8 protein-coding genes are annotated in these 23,524 nt (G+C 65.4%); 4 read left to right on the top strand and 4 right to left on the bottom strand.

The genetic code is table 11. From position 1 onward, the window contains the following. Nucleotides 1-43: 43 nt before the first annotated feature. Both ABIB06_RS03430 and ABIB06_RS03425 read left to right on the top strand, forming a co-directional pair. Nucleotides 44-16,399, top strand: coding sequence for a leukotoxin LktA family filamentous adhesin (locus ABIB06_RS03430; RefSeq protein ID WP_354068445.1), 16,356 nt, complete (start codon nucleotides 44-46; stop codon nucleotides 16,397-16,399). 11 nt (nucleotides 16,400-16,410) lie between these two features. Next, nucleotides 16,411-18,105 (top strand): ShlB/FhaC/HecB family hemolysin secretion/activation protein, encoded by a 1,695-nt coding sequence (locus ABIB06_RS03425; protein ID WP_354044262.1) that lies wholly within the window; start codon nucleotides 16,411-16,413, stop codon nucleotides 18,103-18,105. 18 nt (nucleotides 18,106-18,123) lie between these two features. Here ABIB06_RS03425 and bluB read toward each other — a convergent pair whose 3' ends face one another. The 3 genes from bluB to cobU are packed head-to-tail and all read right to left on the bottom strand — an operon-like array spanning nucleotide 18,124 to nucleotide 20,043. Beyond that, entirely contained in the window at nucleotides 18,124-18,756 is a 633-nt protein-coding gene (gene bluB, locus ABIB06_RS03420; protein ID WP_354044259.1) for a 5,6-dimethylbenzimidazole synthase, read from the bottom strand. 4 nt (nucleotides 18,757-18,760) lie between these two features. Next, nucleotides 18,761-19,543, bottom strand: a complete 783-nt coding sequence (gene cobS, locus ABIB06_RS03415; RefSeq protein ID WP_354044256.1) for an adenosylcobinamide-GDP ribazoletransferase — start codon at nucleotides 19,541-19,543, stop codon at nucleotides 18,761-18,763. Further along, nucleotides 19,540-20,043, bottom strand: a complete 504-nt coding sequence (gene cobU / locus ABIB06_RS03410) for a bifunctional adenosylcobinamide kinase/adenosylcobinamide-phosphate guanylyltransferase (RefSeq protein ID WP_354044253.1) — start codon at nucleotides 20,041-20,043, stop codon at nucleotides 19,540-19,542. Before cobU ends, cobS begins: the two co-directional genes overlap by 4 nt. Before the next feature lie 121 nt (nucleotides 20,044-20,164). On the opposite strand from cobU, the gene cbiB reads away from it, so the two are divergent. Both cbiB and cobD read left to right on the top strand, forming a co-directional pair. Further along, entirely contained in the window at nucleotides 20,165-21,106 is a 942-nt protein-coding gene (cbiB, locus tag ABIB06_RS03405) for an adenosylcobinamide-phosphate synthase CbiB (RefSeq protein ID WP_354044249.1), read from the top strand. A gap of 11 nt (nucleotides 21,107-21,117) precedes the next feature. Continuing rightward, entirely contained in the window at nucleotides 21,118-22,083 is a 966-nt protein-coding gene (gene cobD / locus ABIB06_RS03400) for a threonine-phosphate decarboxylase CobD (RefSeq protein ID WP_354044245.1), read from the top strand. Here cobD and ABIB06_RS03395 read toward each other — a convergent pair. After that, nucleotides 22,072-23,520, bottom strand: a complete 1,449-nt coding sequence (locus ABIB06_RS03395) for a cobyric acid synthase (RefSeq protein WP_354068447.1) — start codon at nucleotides 23,518-23,520, stop codon at nucleotides 22,072-22,074. The two genes, cobD and ABIB06_RS03395, sit on opposite strands and share 12 nt — an antisense overlap. Between the last annotated feature and the right edge of the window lie 4 nt (nucleotides 23,521-23,524).

Below are 23,524 nucleotides of genomic sequence, written 5' to 3'. Positions count from 1 at the left end.
CACGGTTGTGGATCGGCGCCAATGCCGATGAAGAGGATCTGAAATGCGCCGACCATCTGCAAAGCGAGACAATGACGAGCTGACGCTGCGCCGACTTGCGCGTTTCCGTTCGATGTCACTGCTCTGTGCGATGCAGATGGTCTTCCTGCCGGTGTTCAGCGTCCGCCTTCAGGCGCAGCCGGCGAACGTGATCACGCCGGACGGCCGCACCGGGACCAGCCTTCAAACCTCCGGCAGCGTAACCAACGTCACGACGTCGACAGTGTCCGGCAACAACGCCTTCAACTCGTTCTCGCAGTTCAGCGTCGGCCAGGGCAACACCGTCAATTTGCAGCTGCCGACCGGGACGCAAAATCTCGTCAATATCGTTCGCGACGCTCCGGTCTACGTCAACGGCACACTGAACTCCTACATGAACGGCGCGATCGGCGGTAACGTCTATTTCGCCGATCCCAAGGGTTTCGTGGTCGGCCGCAGCGGCACGGTCAACGTCGGCAGCCTCAACGTCTCGACACCGACGCGCGAGTTCACCGACAGCCTGATCGGCGCGGGGGGCCAGATCAACGGCTCGGCGGTCGGCAATCTGATGGCGGGGTCGTTCCCGGTCTCGCCTGACGGCAATATCCGTATTTACGGCCGGATCAACGCCCAGGACGGTGTCCGCCTGACAGGGCAGAACATCTTCGTCGGCGGGGGCGCGAGCCAGCGCGACATCGCCAATCTCGATCACGCCGCCAAATTTTCCGCCTCGGTCAATTCGAAGGGGCTGCGCAGCGCCGCGGCGATTACCGTGCGCAATGGCTCGATTCACATCGGCGCCGTCAACAACGCCACCGTGAACGGACGGTTGACGGCACGCAGCAAGAGCACGACGCCGAGCAGCATCACCGTTGTGGCCGGCAACAAGGCCGAGCTCGGCAAGAATGCGCGGTTGAGCACGGCGAGCAAGACTGCGGATGCCGGCGGCGTTCTCGTCAAGGCCGGCAACGACGTGACCGTCAAGAGCGGCGCCAAGATCAATGCCAGCTCGAAAGCGGGCAACGCGGGTCTGGTCGAGCTGAGCGGAAACGGCGTCATTGACGTGGGCAGCGGTGTTACCATCAACCTTGCCGCGCCCAACGGCCAGGCCGGCACGCTGCTGATCGACCCGACTGATGTGGTGATCGGCGACATGAGCCAGGGCGACGCCGGCGTAACCCTCGGGAACACGTCCGTCGCCAACGCCATCGCGGCGCTGAGCGCTGGCGGCACCTATCTGGTTCAGGCCGACCATTCGGTCACGCTGGCCGCGCATGCGGTGATCGATGCCCGCAACCTCGACGCCGCCAAGACTCATTCCGTCGGCAACGCCATCAATGTCGAGATCGACGCGCCGACCATCAGCATCGTCAACGGAGCGAAGATTCTCGCCCAGGCGATCAATATTAGTGGAACGACCTACACCAGCGGCAGTGTCACGCTGACGGCGACGGCGAACGACACCAAGCTGTCGGGCCAAGCCACCGCGACCACTGGAATCACGATCGATGGCCAGATCACTGGCGGCGACATCTCGATCGGCGCGACCTCGACGGCGACATCGAGCTTCACGAGCTCGGTCCCTGGCCTCTTCACGCTGGTCGGCACCACGCTTGCGGCCTCGCTGCTCGGCCTCAACGGCGGCTATGTGGCCGCGAGCGCCACGGCGGTGGTCAACATCAATGGCAACGCCAACATCAACGGCGCCGGCAACGTCGACATCACGTCGCACGGCTCGGAAACGGCGCAGGATCCGGCGCTGGCGAGCACCTTGCTCGGCGGCTCGCCGATCGGCGCCGCCGCGGTCGTCGGCAAGCTCGACGGCAACGTCACCACCAACGTGGCCTCCGGCGCCACGATCAGCGCGGGCGGCAACCTCAACATCCACGCCATCAATGACGCCACGCTGAACGTGACTGCGGTCGCGGCGACGTCCAGCGCGCAATTCGTCGCGACCGTTGCCTATTCCACCGGCTCGGTCTCGACCTCGGCCAATGTCGCGACCGGTGCGAACCTTTCCGTCGGCAACGTGATTGCATCAGGCAACTCGCTGACGGTACGTGCGATCAACAACAACTCGTTCTCGACCAGTGCCACGGCGGTCGCGCTAAGCACGCCGAACGCGAGCGGCGGCATCGGCGGGGCGCTCGCCATCAGCGACGTCACCACGTCCGCCACCGCAAAGCTCGGCTCGTCACTGGGCACCAGCGCGTCGTCCCGGATGAACGGCTCCGTGATGGTCGAGGCGACGTCGAATACCACGAGCAACTCGACCATGGCCTCGACCATCGTCGGTACGCCGGCCGTGATCGGCGCGATCCAGGATTTCATGGTCTCCACGGCCAGCCCGGGTTCGATCATCGCCCAGCATATGATCCCGCTGATGCCGGTGAATTTCGATCTGAAGGCCGCCGCCGCGCTGTCGCTGGCCAACAGCACCGAAAACGCCACCGCGTCGATCGGGCAGAATCCGAGCGGCGGCGCGCCCAGCCTCTATGTCAGCGGCAATGTCGCAGTCGTCAGCACTCTCGTCGACCGCGGCGTGCGCAGCAACGCCACGGCTTCTGCGATCGCCTCGGACCCCACGAGCGGCGAGGGAGTCGCGATCAGCGCCGCGGTCGCATGGGGCAATTTCAACCACAATTCGAACGCCTATATCGGCGGCGGCACCGTGATCAATGCGGCCAACATCGCCGTCGACACCAGCACGTGGATGCCGATCACCAATACCTGGCTGAAGTGGGACGGATTGACCGAGGTTCTCAGTCACCTCAACGGCAATCTCGGCGTCGGCGGCAACATTCTGACCAGCTATGCCAACGCCACGGCCGACGCGGGCGACACCGCCGCCGTCGCTGGCTCGATGAACCATTTCGTCGTGAACAACGACACCACGGCGTGGGTGGCCAGCAGCGCCAGCCTGACCGCGACATGCACGGCGGCTTGCGGCAGCAGCTGGTCCGCGACGGTGAACAACGGCGACGTCCACACCTACGACGCCAGCATCCAGATCGCGGCGACGACGACGACGGCGTCGATCGACGCCGCCGGCAATGTCGGTACACTCGGCTTCCTGCCCGGCAACACGTCCGGCGGCTCCTCGGTGGGCGGCTCGCTCAATTTCGTCCAGTTCAACACCAGCACGATCGCCGGCGTTTCGGACGGTGCGTCGCTGCGGGCGGCGGACGACATCGCCGTCAACGCGATCACCTCGGATCAGTTCATCGCCGTCGCGCCGTCGTCCGGAAAGGCCGCCGGCGCGCTGGCGCTGAACGGCATCACCTCGCTCGGCTTCCTCAACAACACGACGCACGCCTCGATCTCAAGCCAGGCCAGCGTCTTTTCTCCGACCCTCAACATCCTGGCGCAGCAGGATCTGTCGGTCGTGACGATCGCCGGCGCGGTCAATGTCGGCGGCGGTTCGGCGGTTGGATTGTCCGTTGCCTATCTGGGCGCGAATATGGATACGTCCGCCTATATCGGCGACAATCATTCCGACATCCGGCCCGGGCCGTTCAGCACCGACGATCCGTTTGCCGGCAACAGCGGCGGAAGCGGCTCGGTCAACGCCGACAACCTCACGATCAGCGCCACCACCTCAGGCCGGATCACGGCAGCGGCCGTCGCGGCTTCGATTTCCGAACCGTCATTGTCCAGCTTCGCCGACAAGGCGGGCGCCGCCGGTGCCGCCGCGACCGGCGGGCCGGCGGGGATTGCGCTGGCTGCAAACAAGATCAGCTCGGGCTCGGGATCGAGCACGAGCGGCTTCACCATGGACCTTGCGGGCAGCTCGTCCGTGAGCGACGTCTCGCTCGGAACCAGTGCTTATGTAAGGAATACGTCGGTCAACAAATTCACCACGGCGACCGCGGTGAACACGAATACGATCGTGCAGGCGCTCAACGACACGATCCTCAGCAACGGCTCCGGCTCCGCCGCGGCCAACATGTCCGGGTCGTCGTCTCAGGGAGCCGCGATCGGCGCCGCCATCGCGGCTGCGATGTCCAACAATGCCACGCTCGCCTATATCTACGGCACCACGATGCAGAACCAGATGTCTGTGACGGTGCAGGCGCTCAATGGCGGGTCGGAAACCGTCGTCGCCATCGGCGTGGCGGGCGGAACGTCAGCCAATGCGGCCGCGCTGTCGGGGTCGGTCGGCATCATGACGGACAGCGCCAACGCCTATATCGAGAGCTCGACCATCACGGGCTACGCGACGGGGACCAATCGCGCGATCGAGGTCGATGCCTACCAGACTACGAACATCGCAATCGGCGGCGGCTCGCTCTACGTGTCCGGCGGCAAGGCCGGTGTCGGCATTGGGCTGACTTACGCGTCGATTGCCGATCCCGCGGGCGGCAATGCCACCGACGCGCATATCCGCAGCACGTCGATCTCGAATTATGACAGTCTGCTGGTGCTGGCCGACAGCGCCAGCGTCATTGCCGCCGGTGCGGCCACGGGCGGGGCAGGGGGCAACGGGCTTGCCGGTGCGATCGTCGTCGACGAGATTACGCCCACGACGACGGCCTATATCAGCAGCAGCTCGACGGTGAACATCAACGTCGGGCGCGTGACGGTGCTGGCGGACAGCGGCGCTGTGTCGGACCTCGATACGGCGCTCGGAAATCTCGTCAAGAAGTCGAACAACAATCATCTCGCATCGGACACGTGCACGGCTGCCGCCGGCAATGGCACGCAGAACTGCATCGATTTCAGCGTGGCGGCGCTCAACGGTGGCACGGGTAACGGTCCGGGCGCCAGCATCGTCTCCGTTGCGGGCACCATCCAGGCCGGCAAGAACAATGTCGGCGCCTCGATGGTGTACGATACCATCGCGACGACGCATTCGGCCTATATCGCCAACGTCCGGATGTCGACCCTCGGCAGTGTCAGTGTGAGTGCGCTCGACACCACGAAGATCCAGTCGGTCACGATCGGATTCGGCCTGGCGACCAGCCAGTTTGCCGGCGTCGGCGGCATGACGATCAGCTCGATCGCCAATACCGTTACGGCGGCTATCGGCAACAACCAGTCCGACCCGACGCAATCGACCGTGACGGCCTCCAACATCTCCGTCAGCGCGAGCGACAATTCCAGCATCACCGGAGCCGCCGCTATCGCTGGCGCCTCGACGCAAGGCAGCGCCGCGGGCCTGGCGCTGGTCTACAGCAGCATCGCCAACAATGTCAGCGCCGGCGTCACCGGCTCCAAGCTGACCGCCTCCGGCAGCGTCGCCGTCAGCGCGAACTCGAACGCCAGTATCTCGACCATCGCCGTTGGTATCGCGATGTCCTCGCAGGTCGGCCTGGCCGGTTCGGTCGCCACCAATCTGATGGGGACCAACGTCACCGCCAACATCACCGCTGCGGGCACCAACGGTATCAACGGCGCCGACGTGATCGCCGCCAACAACGTTGCCGTGATCGCCGGCAACAACGACAAGGCGGCGGTGTTCGCGGGCGCCGTGTCGATCAGCAAGGGCGCGGGCGGCGGCGCCGGTTCGCTGGTGACCAACAAGATCACCGGGGCCACCGCGGCCTATATCAGCGGGGCGAATACCAAGGTCGATGCGCGCGGAACCAGCGCGACCGATGCGCTGTCGGTCAACAACGGCACGCTCGTCCATGCCTTCGATCTCGGCGCCGCCCAGGCGCCGAGCGACAGCACGCCCGACCTCTCTGAAAACCAGGACGCTTTGCGCGGCCTCGCCGTCGTGGCAAGCTCGCACCAGGCGGTCGTGGCCAACGTTGCGTCGCTCGCCGCGAGCAGCGGCATCGCCATCATGATCAACCCGATCACCAATGTGATGAGCGGGGCGACCAGGGCCTATATCGACAGCGCAGCCATCGACACGCGCCTGACCTCCTCGACATTGGCGCCGCAGATCGAGGTGGCCGCGTCGAGCTTCTCCTATTCCGGCACGCTCGGCGCCGGCATCATTCCGCCCACCGGCAACGGCGGCGGCGGCGCCACGATCATCAGCACGACGATGTCGCGCGACACGCGCGCCTACATCACCAATGCCACCGTCGGCGGCGTCCAGTCGCCGAGCCCGACGGTCGGCGCCGTCACCGTGAAGGCCAACGCCGAGCAGGACGCGTCCTCGATCGCGATCGGGTTCAACACCGGCTCGGTCGGGCTGAACGTGTTCCAGGCCACGACGGAAGCCTATGTCGACGGCGGCGCGCTGACGGCCGCGTCACTGACGGTGAACGCCAACAACAACACCGGCATCTTCTCCGCGAACGGCTCCGGCGCCTATGGCAGCCAGGCCGCGATCGGCGCGGCGTTTCTGGTCCAGGTCTCGGCGAACCGGACCGAGGCCTATGTCGGCGACGAATTCCACTACCAGGGCAACGGCGCGGCGCATACGACCGCGGTCAATCTGACCGGCGCGCTCGACGTCGAGGCCAAAACGAAGAACCGCTTCGAGGCCTATGCAGTCGGCGGCGCGCTTTCGACAGGGACGGCGGCGATCGCCGGCATGGCGAACATCGAGATCGCAAACAACACCACCATCGCCGGCGTCTACGACACCACGCTGCAATCGCCCACGGGCGGCGCGGCCGGCGCGGTCACCATCAACGCGAACGAGGACGTGGCGATCAAGGAAATCGCGGGTGCACTCGCGATCGGGGCCAGCGGAGGCGGCGTCGGCGTTGGTGCCGCGGCGAACGTCATCGTCTTCAAGAGCCAGACCATTGCGGAAAGCCGCAACAGCAATTTGAATTCGTCCGGCGCGATCAATGTCGGCGCGCTCAGCACCAAGGAGGTGCTGTCCTACGCTGTCACCGCCGGCATCGGCGGCAGCGTCGGCATCGGTGCGACCGTCGGCGTCATCATCATCGGCACCAATACCGCCGATCCGGATACGCAGGGCGAGCAGACCGGCCAGCTCAATCAGGGCGGCAACGGTACCATCGCGTCGGTGAACGCCGGCACCAATTCTTCGCATGGCAGCGACGCGGTCGCGAGCGGCACCGCCGGGAATCCGAACAATGCCAACGTGACCTCGACCTACGACGTCAGCAGCGTGCTGACCGGCGGCAATGACGGCGTCACGGCGCAGATCGCGGGCGGCAACGTCACGGGCACGCAGGTCAATGTCGCCGCCACCAGCGCCAACGCGGCCAAGATGTATCTGCTCGGCGCCGGCTTTGCGAAGAACGTCGGTATCGGTGCCGGCATCGGCTACACCAGCGTCAGCAGCAGCGTGCTGGCCAATCTGAGCGCGGTCGTATCCGCGCCTTCCGTGGCTGTTGCTGCGGTGGTCAAGGACGCCGGCACCGGACCTTATGCCGGCAAGACCATCGACACCGAGGCGATCGCCGGCGGTGCCGCGCTTTACTTCGGCGCCGACGCAGCCGTGGCGGTCGGCAACGTTGCCAACACCGTGACCGCGCAGCTCGGCGGCCAAATCACCGGCACGGGCGGCGACGGCGTCGCCGTCATGGCGCTGGACTCGTCGACCCAGGTCGTCTTCACGGGCGGCGTCACCGGCGGTGCCGTGGCGGTCGGCGCTTCGATCGCCACCGCGGGACGATCGAGCTCGGTCGCGGCGAAGGTTCTTGACGACGCCGTCGTCAATACTTCGACCCTGGCGGTTGGCGCGTCCGGCGCCGGCCAATTGACCACGACCTCGACGGCGCTTGGCGGCGGTATCGTCGCCGGCGTCGGTGCGGACGCCGAGGCTCACGAAAATTCGACGGTGCTTGCGGAGATCGGTTCGGGCTCCTCGATCACGACCTCCGCGGCCGGCGTCGGTACGCTCGTGACGGCGTCGATCACGCCCAATCTGTCGAGCACCGCGATCGGCGTCTCGGTCGGCGGCGGCGCGGTCGGCGTCGCCGTCGCCAAGTCCACGGTCGGAGCCATGGTCACGGCCGATGTCGGCGACAATGCCGTCTTCTCGGGCGGTGCGCTCGCCGTGACCGCCATGGCGCTGGTCCCGACCAGTGGCACGACGACCTATGCCTGGGCGCTCGCAGGCGGCGGCGGCTCGCTGATCGGCGCGCAGGGCAGCTTGGCCATGGCTTCCGAGAACGCGACGGTCAGCGCGTACGGCGGCACCGGGATTACGCTTCCCAACGGCGACGTGGTCATTGCGGCCGAAAATGACAGCAGCCAATACGCCCAGGCGACCGGCCTTTCGACCGGGTTCCTGGCGCTGGGTGCGACCGTCGCCCAGACGTCGTCGAGCGCGCACACTTACGCCTATCTGGGCGCGCCCGTGGATATGGACGCGGCTCATCTGAATCACACCGACTACACCGGTATCCTCCAGATCACGGCCACCGGCAAGGATACCAACGTCTCCAACGCGACGGTCGGCGCGGGCGGCACTTACGCCGGCGCCGCTGCGGTCGCAACCACGAGTTCGACCGCCGTGACCGATGCGCGGTTCGACGGTGGCACGACGGATGACACGGTCTATTTCGGCGGCCTCAGCATCAACGCCAAGCACACCACGAATTATGCCGCCAGCGGTGACGCCTATCAGGCGTCCACGGCCGGTGTCTCCGCCGGCAAGGCGCAGAACGACGTCAACTCGACCACCACTGCCGAGATCGGAAACCACCTGATCATCAATTCGGCCGGCGGCAACATGGTCGTCATCTCCAACGACATCGTCAACCAGGCCGGTGGCGGCGCGCGTTCGGGCTCCGGCGGCACGTTCTCAGGCGCTGCCGCACTCAGCGACTCCCATGTCACCCAGACCGTCACCACCAACATCGGCTCCGGCACGGTCCTGAGCCTCAACGGCGATCCGCGGACCTCGGCGGCGGTGATCAACATCGAGGCCTACAACACGCTGAACACCAACGACACTGCCAGCCTGGCCACGGCCAGCTTCTTCGCGGGCGGCGGCGCCGAATCCAACATGACGGCAAACGCCACGCTCGCGGTCAACATCAACGCCCGCGAACTCTTCAGCGTCGGCAAGATCTATATTGGTTCGGCGGCGAAGATGGCGGCGGCGAACAATGCCAATGCCAGCCTCTACGGCGCGATCGCCGGCGTCGGCGCCAGCACCAACACCTGGGTGCACGCCAACCAGGCCGTCAATGTCGGCAACAACGCCAAGGTCGAGGCCTGGGGCCAGATCAACATTTTTGCCGGCATGTCGGGCGATACCATCATCTTCAGCAGCGTGCAGGCAACCGCAACGACGGTTGTCTACAACAACACCGCGATTCCGATCTCGACGCTCTACCGCGGCACGGCCAATGCAGATGACACCACAAGCCTGACGCTCGCCAACACCTCGAGCGTGCTCGGCGTACAGAACATTTCCCTGGGAGCGACCCAGGGTCAGGTCACGGCCTCCGGCAACGGCAGCAACTACAATCCGTATCTGGACATCTTCAGCGCCAAGAACAGCGATAACCACAGCCACACCAGCGGAACCGGCGATGTCGCGCTCAATGGCCTGGTGGTGGCGGGCATCAACAACGATATCACCATTACGATCGACATAGGTGCGAGCACGCCGACCGCGAGCACGACGAGTCCCTACTCGTCACTGCTGTCCGGCGGTTCGTCGACACCTACCCTCGAATATGTCGCCGACGTCGACCACTTCAACCCGATGATGAGCTGGAACCACCAGGTGGTCCAGTACACCATCGTCGGCGGCTTCAATCCCTACCAGAGCGTCGTCAACCAGCTCGTCACGCTGACCGGCCTGACCGAGACGCAAATTCGCTCACAGCTGGCGGCGGCGACGCCCGCGGCGCCCGCCACGATGTCGCCGTCAGGCACCGATCCGACCGGCGACTTCCAGCGCCAGATCAACGCGTTGATCCAGCAGGCGCCGTACACCTCCGACTCCACCGGCAATGCCTTCGCATTCGGCGATATGCTGGTGTCCGCCGGCAACGTCTCGATCCTGGCGCAGAAGCTGACTGGAAACAGCGGCACGAATCCGACTGCGCCGGCGGTGATCGCGCGCAGCTCGCCGATGATCAAGATCGAGAACAGGGGTCTCGACTTCATGGACCTGGCCAACCTCACGGTCACCAATGTAACCGGAGGAAACATCACCTACCGCCAGATCGACCATGTCGACCCGGATTCGCACTCCAACGTGACCTTCACCGCCACGCCGAGCGCGACGCCGATCATCGACATCTCGGCCACCTACAACCGCCTGGATCCCTCCAGCGGGCTCGGCGTCGACCAGAACGGCAACCAGCTGACCCGCACGCCCGACATCTATTTCGACGGCGTCGTCAACAACGAGAACGGCCTGCTCAAGATCACCAACAATCTCGGCAGCATCGTCGCGTCGCAGTCACTCAATGCCGCGACCGTCCAGATGGTGGCGCCCAACGGCTCGTTCGTCTTCCTCGGCGGCATTGGCAGCTTTTACACCTCCAACCACGATGTTCTCTCGCAATGGGCCGGCGTCGAATTCAAGCCGGCTGACGACGACACGCTGACGGCGGTGATGGCGGCGGCGACCTATCTCGGCGCCTATGGCGATTACGCGACCGCTCCGCATATCGCAGGGGGAGCCGGTCACCCGTATTTCTACTACTGCTGCGTCGACGGCAACAACGGCGTTCAGCAAACGGCCGCCAACAGCACGATCTTCACTGCGCGCATGCTGGAACTGTATTACGACGGCCTGTCGCTCTATTCGGCGATCTTCCTGCCGATGGGATCGGGGGCGCCGGGTAGCGGCAACCCCAACGCCGGCAGCGTTGGGAGCACCACCGTGCTCGGGCAGATGGAAGGGCCGACGCGCCAGACCATCACCACCGCGCCGTGGGAGCGGGATACCTATACCGGCCAGGGCGTCTACAGCAACTCGACCTACGACTACACCACGACCTCGACAGATTCCCAGGGCAACACCACCACCACCAACCACACGTCCACGTTCTACTCGCCATTCAATTGCGCGGGGTGCTCTGCCTATTTCCAGGTCGTCAATATCCAGCCCGACGTGATCACGCCGAGGACCGCGCAATCGAACGCGTCCTCGAACTGGAGCTCGACCGCGCCCACGGGGACCAACCCGCCGGATAACGCGCCCTTCATCTTCGGCAAGGCGATCATCATCTCGGCGGGGGTCATCAACATCAACGGCACGATCCAGAGCGGCACGAGCAGCGATTACTCGGTCGACATCGGCGGCACCACGTTGACCGCCATCAACGACCTCAAGAGCCGCAATGCGGGCGCGGACTTTGCCCAGGCCCAGGTCAACGCGCGGAACGGCAGCTATTACGACATCACGGCCTCCGCGACGACGGAGGCCGCAGGCGACATCAAGATCGGGGTCAAGTACAACGCTCTCACCGACCAGATCCTCGTGAACGGCGTGGTGCAGGGCTCGGGCGGCTACGTCTATCTGAACGGCAAAATCATCTCGACGTCGACCCAGGATGGTGTCTCCCAGGGCACTATCGCGGTCAAAGGTGGCGCCGGCTCGATCACGGTCAACAACACAACCGGCCTGCAGCTCGTCACCAACACCATCAATACCGGCGTCAGCGCACCGAGCGTGATCGAGATCGTCGATCAGCTCAAGCAGCAGACGACGTGGTACGTCTACAATCCTTCCGCTGCGGGCGGCCAGCAGGTGTCGACGTATCAAACGAGCGGCGTCAATGCGAGCCAGTACACCGACACGATGCTGACCAGCCTCAGTGGCACGGCAGGCATCCAGTACGCGACCAAGGCAAACATGTTCTACCAGTGGGTCGATACGGCTACGCTGGATCGTCCGACGGACTCGACGCAGTTCGACTACGGCTGGCACTATACGCCCAACGCGGCCACCGGGCAGAACTGGACCCGCACCATCAGCCTGGTTTCGGACGTGCAGCAGGCCCAGGGCGGCGGCGGCAGCACTGGCCCACAGACCTCGAACTTCCAGGAAGTCGTTACCGCGACCGGTTCCTATCACACCGGCGGCGGCAACACCCATCCCGAGAAGTGCTGCGGCGCGGACGGTCAGTACAATTGGTACCAGGAGATCTACGATCACCTGACACTGACGCTGACCAATACGGTCAAGGCGTCGAACCCGATCAACATCTCGTTCAGCGGCGGCGGCAACAGCACGGTTCTGGTTACTTCGAATTCCGGCATCGTCGTCAACGGTCCGATCAACAACCTCTCGGGCACGACGACGGTCAACGCCACCGGGGCCAATTCGGCCATCACCAGCGGGACGAACGCGAACAACCCGATGATATCGGGCCGGAGCGTAATTCTCTCGGCGGACGGCGGCATCGGCACGATCGGCGCGAACGGTGTTCCCGTCCAGGTGCAGGTCTATGGCGGCAGCCTGACGGCGAGTTCGATCGACCACGACATCGCGATCGCGGCCATCGGCTCGCTTTCGATCAATCAGGTGAAGGTAAATTCGGCGGGCAGCACGCCGCAGGGCAGTGTCTTTATCTCGGCGACCGGGGACATCAACTCGGCCTCGCCCTACGACGTCGCCAACCCCGTCGTGATCGGCAAGAACGTCGAGATCAACTCCACCGCCGGCGCGATCGGCGCGACGAGCAGCGTCGTCAATGGCGCGAGCACGCTTACCAATATCAATCCGCTGGTGATCCAGGCGACGGGCACGACGCAGGCCGGCGGCAGCGTCGACGGCGGGGTTCTCGACAGCGCCTCGGCCACCGGCACCTACATCGTGCAGTCCAAGGGCGATTTGCGCCTCGGCACGGTCCAGTCGAGCGGCGGCCCGGTGTTCCTGGAGGCCGCCGGCTCGGACGGCAACCAGGCGAGCATCCTGAACGGAAGGGCAGCGGTTGGTCTCACCCAGGCGCAGAGCCAGCATCTGCAGGATGTCTGGGCCAGCCTCGACCTACTCAGCGGCAACGCCGCCACCAACGCCGTCAACAGCTACCAGTCGATGGTGACGTCGGCCTACAACGACTACTTCCAGCTCAAGAACATCGCGTTCACGAACGGCAGCACCTACAACCCGACTTCGGTGGGGCTGACGGTGCTGCGGGCGCAAGTGGCCGCCAAGCTCGGCATCGATCCCGCGAACGTCTCGACGACGGACATGAAGGTCGAGGCCACGACGCGGTTCCTGAGGGATCAGTTCCTGCTCGGCAAGATCACGACCGACGAGCTCAAGACCTCGCTGACGACATTGCTCGGCACCGCACCGGCAGATCCGCTGGCGACCGTGTTCGGCAGCTCGTTGTCGTCGACCCTGTTCACGAAGCTGTTCGACGGCGTAACGACAGCCAATCAGCGCCTGCCGAGCAATACGGCGCTGCAAACGGCGCTCAACGCCTATAATGCGAACTACACCTACACGCTCGCATCGACGGAGACGGTCTACAGCATCATCACGGCGGGCTCACAATGGACGCAGAGCCAGCTCGCCTACACCGTCTCGTCGTCGGCCGTCGGCGCCGCACCGCCGCCGATCGACGAGAACGTCGTGGCCAATGTCAGCGCCAACCAGATCATGCTCTACGCGCCGCGCGGCTCGGTTGGCAATTCGGCCGCGCCCCAGACGTTCACTTTCACCAGCGTCGATTCCTCGTCGCTGACGACGGAGCAGAGGGGATTGCTCGCGACCGCCGGCCCCGGTCAGCTCACTGTCGGCGCGGTCACCGACCCGACGACCCATGTCGTGACCTATACGGTCAGCCTGTCGCAGCAGAACCTCGTCGTTGTCGACAACCCGATCGCGATCTCGGCCAAGTCGCTGACGAATGTCTATCTCGGCAGCAAGAACAGCCTTACACTCGGCGGCGTCACTGCGAACTACGGCCCGATCGCGGCCGCGCAGGCCAACGGCATCGAAGTGACCGGCCGTGGCGACGTCAAGCTCGACGCCGTGACCAGCATCACCGCCGCCGCCGGCGTGACCGGTACGCCCGTGATCTCCGGCGATATCGGCAACCTGACCCTGATCGCCGAGCACGGCAATGTCGGTGCCCCCGGGGCCGCCGGAAGCAATCCCGCAGCCAATGCAAACGCGATCCAGATCGCGTTCGCCGATCCGAGCAACGATCAGCTCGACCAGGTCTCGTCGGCGCAGGGCATCTATGTGAAGCAGACCACCGGCGATCTCATCCTAGGCAACATTGCCGCCGGCAATGCAATTCAGCTCGCGGCGACCGGCGGCATCTACGCCGAATCCGGCTTCTCAGACCGTACCGCGATCCACATTCTGGGCACCGACCTCGATCTGCGTGCCGGCGGCAGCATCAGCTTCAACGGCTCGACCTTCCAGCCCGTGCAGGTGAATATCTCCGGCGCCGTGACCGGCTCGGCGGTCGGCGATCTCAGCATCCTCGCGGTCACCGGCGATCTCGTGGTCGGCACGAGCGGCACCTATGGAACGCTGACGGCTGGCGGAGCACTGACGCTGAACGTTCCGCGCGGCGCGCTCACCATCAATGCGGACATCACCAGCGGCGGCCCGATGCAACTGCTTGCCAACCGCGGCATGACTTTCGCGGCCGGCACCAGCACGGCGCCTGTGACGGCCGCCAGCAGCTCGGACGGAGTGACACTGGTGGCCGCGACACTGTCGATGGGAGCTTACACCGCCATCAACGCGGCCGGCGTGATCTCCGTGACCACCACCGGCGACGCGACTATCGGCCAGCTGAATTCGTCGCTGTCCTATGCGGCGGCCTCGAACGCGCCTTCGATCATCGTCACCGCCGGCGGCGTCGCCTCGCTGGGGGCGATCATCGACAACGGCGATGGTCAGACCAAGTTCGTCGCGCCCGGCTCGGGCGCCGAAGTCGCGCTGAGCGCATCCAACGGCATCGGCAACGCGACAAGCCGGTTCATCCTCAGCGCCGCGCGGCTGTCGGCAAGCACGAGTGCCGGCGGCATCTACCTGAAGGCTCTGACCGACACCGAGGCGAGCCTGCTCTCCGCGGTCAAGGGCAGCGTGGACATCTTAGGCACCGGTGGCCTGACGCTCGACCAGGTGCTGGCGGGCACGGCGGCGGGCGCGAGCGGCTCCTTCAGCGTCGTGGCGAACAACGGCAGCATCGTCATCGGCACCGCCGACAGCAGCGGGTCGCAGACGGTCCACGCCACCCAGAACGTGACGTTCAAGTCGCTCGCGGCAACCGGCTACAGCGGCGACGTCGGCAACATCAATGTCACGGCCGATAACGGCTTCATCCTGGCGCAGACGGTGATCTCGGGCGGCGTGACGACGCTGGGTTCGGTCTCGGCCAACGGCTCGGCAAGACTGCTCGCGGCGGGCGCGAACACTGGTCATAACCTCACGGCTTCGACCGGCAACGCGCTTCTGCAGGGCACCGTTGTCAGGTGGGACAATCTCAACGTCGGCGGCACGCTCGGCATCACTGCGACGGCTGGAGGGATCACGCTCGGCACCGCCACCAGCGGCGGCACGCAGACCCTGCATGCCGTGGACGACATCGTCTTCAGCCAGCTGACCACGACGGGGATCCCGGGCGATGCCGGCGGCATCGACGTCAAGTCCGACACCGGTTCGCTCCGCGGCGGATCGATCTCCGCCAACGGCGATACGCATTTCGATGTGGCCGGAGGGGTCTCGTTCGACCGGATCAGCGGCAATGTGATCAAGCTGATTTCGTCGGGCGACCTGACCATCAATTGGGTCAGCGTGGTCAAGGAGCTCGACCTCGCCGCCGATACCATGGACGTCAAGGGCGAGCAGGTCCGCTCGAACCCGTCGGTTCCTCTGATCATGAACATCACCGGCTACAATGGCGGTACCGCGAAATACGCCAACATCTCGATCGATCCGGACACCATCATCATCAACCAGTTCAGGGTGGTGGACGCGAACTTCTTGACCGATGCGCACTCCGTGACGATCCTGAACGGCTATGTGCCGGGCCAGCTCATGCTCACCACCGCCACCCAGCAGGTGCTGCTGGACAACCGTTCGCCGGCACCGACGAACGGGCCGTCGCTCCAGCTTTATCAGCCGGGCGGCGTATTCACGATGAGCCAGGTCGGCAACGCCAATGTCAGCAACGCCTATGTGGTGTTCTACACCGGCGACGTCTCGGCGACCGTCACCAACTACGGCTCGACCCACACCTGCTGCAACGACTTCACCGGCGCGAGCATGGTGCGCAACATCCCGGTTGACGGCGAGGGCAAGGAGAGCATCGAGACCTGGCTCGCGAAGAAGGACGGGGGGACGTTCTACCTGCTCGGTCTGTCAGGCCAGGCGCGGCTCGACGCGCTGCTGACGCCGCGGCCGGTCGAGACCGTCGGGTCCGGCCCGGCCGTCAACATCGAAGGACTGAACGACATGCGCAAGCTGCGCCGCCAGGGGCAGCGCGTGGGGCGCACGGGCTGGAAGGATGCGGCGGTCGAGACGGCGAGGCCGGCGATTGGCTGTCTGGCACAGGCATGGTAACGGGATTTGGAATGCGGATTCTGGGGGCAGCATTTGGGGTTGGGCTGGCAGCTTGCTGCATCGCTCCCGCACGCGCGCAGGTGCCCTCGATCAATCCCGGCGTGATCCAGAACGACGTCGACCGGCAGCGCCGGCAGCTCGAACAGCAGAGCGCGCCGCCGAAGCTCAACGGGCCGGCGGTGATCGGCGGTGAGCGGGAAAAGTCCCAGCTCCTGAAGCCGGGCGGCCCCAAATTCCGCCTGCGCAAGGTCGAGTTCGACGGCTCGAAGTTCATCACGCCGGCCGAGCTCGACGAGATCGCGAAGAAGTATGTCGGCAAGAACGTCGACATCGCCTCGCTGTTGCAGCTCGTCGCCGACATCAATGCCATCTACACCGAGCGCGGCATCGTCACGGGCATAGCGACGCTGCCCGAGCAGGATGCCAAGGGCGGCATCGTCCGCGTCAAGCTGACCGAAGGCCGGCTCCAGAAGACGACCATCGAGGGCAACAAGCAGACGCGCACCGACTACATCCTTCAGCGCGTGAAGGAGCCTGAAGGCGAGGTCCTCGACGTTCCAAAACTCAATCGCGATGTGATCTGGTTCAACCGAACCAACGACGTGCAGATCAAGGCGCTGCTCCAGCCCGGCACGAGCTTCGGCCTGACCGATCTCCAGTTCGCGGTGATCGAGCCGCCGATCGACACCCTGCAGCTCTTCACCGACAACCAGGGCGCGGAAAACACCGGGCGTTGGGAGGGTGGGGCCTTCTACAAGCGCCACGGTCTGTTCGGCGTCGACGACCGCTTGACCTTCTACGGTGTCCGTTCCGACGGTAATCTCAACGGCAACGCCGCCTACAGCGTTCCGGTCAATCCCTGGGGTGGCCGCGTCGGTGTCAGCTACACCGAAGGCAAGATCAAGATCATCCAGGGCCCGTTCGTCGCGCTCGACGTCACCGGACGCTCGAGCCAGGCCGCGGTCAATTTCAGCCAACCGGTCTGGGTGACGCAGAACTGGCTGGTGCTGCTCAACGCGGCGGAGACCGAGGGCAAGACGGTCAGCCGCTTCGCCACGGTCGCCGTGACCCAGGATCATTACGACAAGGCCACGGCGGGCCTCTCGGTGACCAATTCCGGCAACACCTATTCGATCACTGTCTCGCCGGCCGTGAACTACATCGAGTGGCAAGACCATGTGCTTGGCAACAACCGCGCGTTCAACACCTATACCGGCTCGTTGATCGCGACCAGCGCCGCAGGCCCGGCGAATTTCAGCACCAATGTGCTGGCGAGCTGGCAATACACGCAGGAAAAGCTGCTGCCGGGCGACCAGATTTTTTCGATCGGTGGCCCCACCACCGTGCGCGGTTATCCCTCCAACTCGGCGTCCGGTGACAGCGGCTACTACTTCAACGCCGAGCTGCACTACAATTGGTCGCAATGGCTCAGGGGTTTCGACACCTACATCTTCACCGACTGGGGCGCGGTATATTCGACATTTCCCGGCATCACCGAACTGGGCTCGGTCGGCGTCGGCTTTTCCTGGACCTACGCGTCGTTCCTGACGTTCGAGGCCAATTACGCGACGCCGCTGAAGATGGCCGTCTCGACCCAGAACCACTACGAAGCCTATGGCCGCGTCATTCTCCGGCCGTTGTTGATGTTCCAGAAGCAGGAAAGCCCCGCGCCGGTGGCGGCAATTGCCGGCAGGAGCAAGTCGTAGGGCGTATGGGGGACGCGCTTAACGCCGCAGCGTGAATTCTTCCGCGCCGCGGCGCTGCTCCCATTTCGCCTGCTCCAGCTCGGGCTGGTCGCATTCGAGTTCGGGATAGCCGATGCAGAGATAGGCGATGAACTTCCAGGTATCCGGCACGTCGAGAATGGCGTGGATGCGATCCGGATTGAGGATCGATACCCAGCCAAGCCCGATGCCTTCGGCGCGCGCGGCCAGCCACATCGCGGTGATTGCGGCAACCACGGAATATTCCGTCGTCTCCGGCATCGTTGCGCGGCCGAGGCCGTGACCGATGTCGCTGGCCTTGTCGGCGAACACGGCGAGGTGGCCGGGGGCCTGTTCGAGACCCGACAATTTCAGTGTGGCATAGCGCGCTGCGCGCTCACCGGCGTAGGCATTCAGCGCGGCGGCGTTGCACGCTTTGAAGTCGTCGATCACGGCTCGGCGCCGTGCGGCGTCATCGACGATGACGAAGCGCCAGGGCTGGCTGAGGCCGACCGAGGGTGAGAGACAGGCCGTCTCGATCAGGCGATCGATGGCGCCGTCCTGCAAAGGATCGTTGCGGAAGCGGCGCACGTCGCGGCGCCACACGAATAGTTCGCGCAAGTGCTGACGGAAGGTGCCGTCGAACTCGACCATATGATCAGCCTCCCATCCGGAAGGATGCCGCCACCAGTAGAATGAGGATTTCGCCGCTCTGTTCGAACGCGCCGAGGATGTCGCCGGTCTGCCCGCCGATCTGGCGGATGGCAAGTCGCGCCAGCATCAGGCCGGCGAGGGAGAGCAGGATCAGGCTGACGAGCGCCTTGCCCGGCCCAAGCGCGAGCGCGAGCGCGAGGGTTCCAACAGCGATGGCGATGGCAATGCTGCGGCCCGGCGGAGATCCCGCACTTGCCGACAAGCCGTCAGTTCGTGCGGGGGTGACCTGCGACATGAAGGCCGGCACGCCCGCGCGGGCCGCGATGTGCGCAGCGCACAGTGCGAGCATGACGGCCCACGGATTGGCGATCGCCGCGAGCGCGCTCCAGCGCAGGCCGAACGACAGGATCAGCGCGCAGACGCCATAGGTCCCGATCCGGCTGTCGCGCATGATCTCGAGCTTGCGCTCGCGGGTGCGGCCGCCGCCGAGCCCGTCGGCAGTATCGGCGAGGCCGTCCTCATGCAGCGCGCCAGTGACGAGCGCGGTCGTGGCCAGCGCGAGCAGGGCGGCAAGGTTCGGTGTCAGTCCGAACCGGCTGGCGATTGCATAAACCAAACCGCCGGTAAGCCCGACCGCCAGCCCCGCAACGGGAAGCGCCCAGGTCGCGCGCGCGATGGCCCCGTCGCCGGCTGGCTTCGACGATGCCACCGGCAGGATCGTGACAAAGGACACGGCGATCCTGAGATCGGCGATGATGTCCCGCAGAAGCTCGGCGCGCGGCGTCATTTCAGATTCATCGGCAGGCCGGCGACGACGAACTCGACCTCGTCGGCCAACGCCGCGATGGTCTGGTTCATGATCCCTGCGGCATCGCGAAAGCTGCGCGCCAACGCGTTGTCGGGCACGATACCAAGGCCGACTTCATTGGTGACGAAGACGACGGGGCTCTTGAGGCGGGACAAGGCGGTCGCGAGCTCGCTCACCTCGCGCTCCCAGTCGCGCTGCGCATGCATGAGGTTGGAGAGCCACAGCGTCAGGCAGTCGACCAGCCTTGCGCCGCCGCCGTCGGTTGCGACGAGCGCGGGCACGAGATCGAGCGGCACTTCGCGTTCCATCCAGTCGGTTCCGCGGCGCGCGCGATGCTTGGCGATGCGCGCCTCCATTTCCGCATCGAGAGCCTCGGCCGTTGCGACATAGACCGGCTGCCCGGGAAAGGAGCGCGTGCGCATTTCCGCACGCTTGCTCTTGCCCGACCGTGCTCCGCCGGTGATCAAAATGACGGCCATAAAGTCTCCTGTCGGCCAGCACTAATCACCAAACTTGGGCAAAGACAAAGCCGAAATCCGCCAGCCGGGGGCTTGCGCTCCGGCCGGGGTTTGCGCAACAGGGGCGGGACAGGAGGCGTGCGTGGGTTTTGCCGGTGCGATGGTCGTGGCGATGGCGGTGGATGCCCTGTTGGGCTGGCCGTCGTGGTTGTTCGCGCGGATCGGCCATCCCGTCACTTGGCTGGGCCGGCTGATCTCTGCCATCGACAGCGCCTGGAATCGCGCGTCCGATCCGCCGGCGCTTCGCCGGGCCGCGGGCGTTGCCGGCGCACTCGTCGTGATCGCGCTCGCCGTCGCGCTCGGTTGGGCGCTTCAGTCCTTGCTTCCCTTGGGCTGGATCCAGGTCGTGCTGGTCGGCGTCCTGGCCTGGCCGCTGGTCGCCTTGCGCTCCTTGCTCGACCACGTTGCTGCCGTCGCAAATCCCATGCGGGCCGGTGATATCGCCGCCGCACGCGACGCGGTCTCGCGCATCGTTGGCCGCGATCCCCTGACGCTCGACGAGGCCGGCATCGCGCGCGCGGCGATCGAGAGCCTCGCCGAGAATGCATCCGACGGCATTGTCGCACCCGTGTTCTGGGGCGCGCTGTTCGGTCTGCCCGGCATCTTGGGCTACAAGGCGATCAACACACTGGACTCCATGATCGGTCATCGCAACGAACGGCACGAAGCCTTCGGCTGGGCGGCGGCGCGCATCGACGATGTCGCCAACTTCATTCCAGCGCGCCTGAGCGGATTTCTGTTCGCGCTGCTGGCAACAAAACGATCGGAGGCGCTGTCGTGCATGATGCGGGATGCAAGCCGACATCGCTCGCCCAATGCCGGCTGGCCGGAAGCGGCCATGGCCGGCGCGCTTGGTGTGCGGCTGAGCGGTCCGCGCATCTATCACGGCAGCACCACGAACGAGCCATGGCTGAACGAAGGTGCGCGCGATCCGCTTGCTGCCGATGTCGATCGGGGATTGACGGTTTACCGCCGCGCCATGCTGCTGCTCGCCGGCATCCTTGCGATCCTGGTCTTCGCGTGAAAGAACAGCGCATGCGCGAGCACGGTGGAAATCTCGATCTGGCCCAGCAGCGTTTCGGCGGACGCGCGGAGGACTGGATCGATCTGTCGACGGGGATCAACCGCCTGCCTTATCCCGTGGGCGAGGTGAGCTCGCGCGCATGGAATGCCTTACCGTCGCGATCCGAGATCGAGGCGCTGCATCAGGCGGCGCGGCACGCTTACCGCACCAGCGCGGCGGTCGTTGCGCTTGGCGGCGCACAGGCCGCAATTCAATTGCTGCCGCAACTCGCACCACCCAGCCGCGCGCGCATCCTCGCGCCAACCTACAACGAATATGCCGGGGTGCTCTCGGCTGCGGGCTGGAAGGTAGAAGAGGTCGGCGCGCTCGACGCACTGGCCGGCGCGGACCTCGCCATTGTCGTCAATCCCAATAATCCCGACGGCCGGTGCCATCCGTCAAAGGATTTGCTGGAGCTGCTGCCGCGCGTCGGCCGTCTCGTCATCGACGAGAGTTTTGCCGATATGGACCCGCAACTGTCGCTCGCGCTGGAAGCAGACCGGCCGGGGCTGCTGATCCTGCGCTCCTTCGGAAAGTTCTATGGCCTTGCCGGCCTGCGGCTTGGCTTTGCGCTCGGCAATTCGTCCGATATTGCCAGGCTCGCGTCGATGTCGGGGCCGTGGCCGGTCTCGGGAGCGGCGATCGCGATTGGCTGCCGCGCTCTGCGTGACGATGCCTGGGCGGAAGCCACGTCCGCGCGGCTCGCGCGAGACTGCGTTCGCCTCGACGCCATGGTGCAGTCGCAAGGCTGGACGCTCGTTGGCGGGACGCCGCTGTTTCGTCTCTACGAGACACCCGACGCGCTCGCCGCGCAAGAGACGCTGGCGCGTCGCCATATCTGGTCGCGCGTGTTCGCGCGAGAGCCGACATGGCTGCGCCTCGGGCTTCCGGGCAGCGAATCCGAATGGACGCGTCTGGCCGAGGCTCTAGCGCGCTAGCGCGAGCAGTTCGGCGACGTCGAGATGCTGCTCGATGTGATCGGCGAGGGCATCGAGCGCACTCTCGATCCTGGCGTGATACGGCTCGTCGCCTGCGGGAATGTCTAGCTTTGCCAAAAACGCCTTGCGGAAATCATCCGACCTGAAAAGGCCGTGCAGATAGCTGCCCTGCACGCGTCCGTCGCGCGAGATCGCGCCTTCCGGTTCGCCGTTCAGCTTTGCGAATGGGCACGCGCGGTCGGGTCCGTCGGTGCGGCCGATGTGGATTTCGTAGGCCTCGATCGGCTGATCCGTGGCGGCGTGCACGGCCGCGACGCGGGTCAGCGTCTTCTGCGGGCTCATCACCGTTTCGACATCCAGAAGTTCGAGACCCGGTGTGTTGCCGGCAGGTCCTTCGATGCCATCGGGATCGGCGACGCTGCGTCCGAGCATCTGATAGCCGCCGCAGAGGCCGAGCACATGGCCGCCTCTGCGGTAATGCGCCAGGAGATCAATGTCCCAGCCCTGCGCGCGCAGGAAGGCGAGGTCGCCGCGGGTGGATTTCGAGCCGGGAATGATGACGAGCCTGACGTCGCCGGGGATGGCCTCGCCCGGCCGCACCATCAAGAGATCGACGCCAGGTTCGAGTTTTAGCGGATCGAGATCGTCGAAATTGGCGATCCGCGACAGCGCGAGACATGCGATCTTGCATTGCCCCGGCTTGCGCGCATCGCTCAGGCCCAGCGCATCCTCGGCCGGCAGCTCGCCGGCGCGCGTGAACCAGGGCAGCACGCCGAAGCCGCGCCATGATGTTTTCTGCTCGATCAGCTTATAGCCGTCGTCGAACATCGTGGGATCGCCGCGGAACTTGTTGATGACAAAACCCTGGATCATCGCGGCATCGTCCGGGTCGATCACCGCCTTGATGCCGACGAGTTGCGCGATGACCCCGCCGCGGTCGATGTCGCCGACCAGTACCACCGGCACATCGGCCTTGCGCGCAAAGCCCATATTGGCGATGTCGGCCTCGCGTAAGTTCACCTCGGCCGGACTGCCGGCGCCTTCGACCAGCACGAGATCGGCGCGCACCTTCAGCCGCCCAAAGCTCTCCAGCACGGCGCCCATCAATGACGGCTTCATCGCCGCATATTCACGCGCGCGCGCGGTCGCGATGCGTTTCCCCTGCACGATCACCTGCGCGCCGACATCAGTCTCGGGCTTCAGCAGCACCGGGTTCATGTCGGTGTGCGGCTCGACGCCGGCGGCGAGCGCCTGGAGCGCCTGGGCGCGGCCGATCTCGCCGCCGTCGACGGTCACGGCCGCATTGTTCGACATGTTCTGCGGCTTGAACGGGAGCACGCGCAGGCCGCGTCGCGTGAAGGCGCGCGCGAGGCCGGCGACGATGAGCGACTTGCCCACGTCCGAGCCGGCCCCCTGGATCATCAATGCGCGCGCCATCGCG

Source organism: Bradyrhizobium sp. LB8.2 (genome assembly GCF_040548035.1).
Lineage (GTDB): Bacteria > Pseudomonadota > Alphaproteobacteria > Rhizobiales > Xanthobacteraceae > Bradyrhizobium.
Note: the sequence above shows the minus strand (reverse complement) of the source record. Positions and strands in the feature narration are given on the sequence as shown.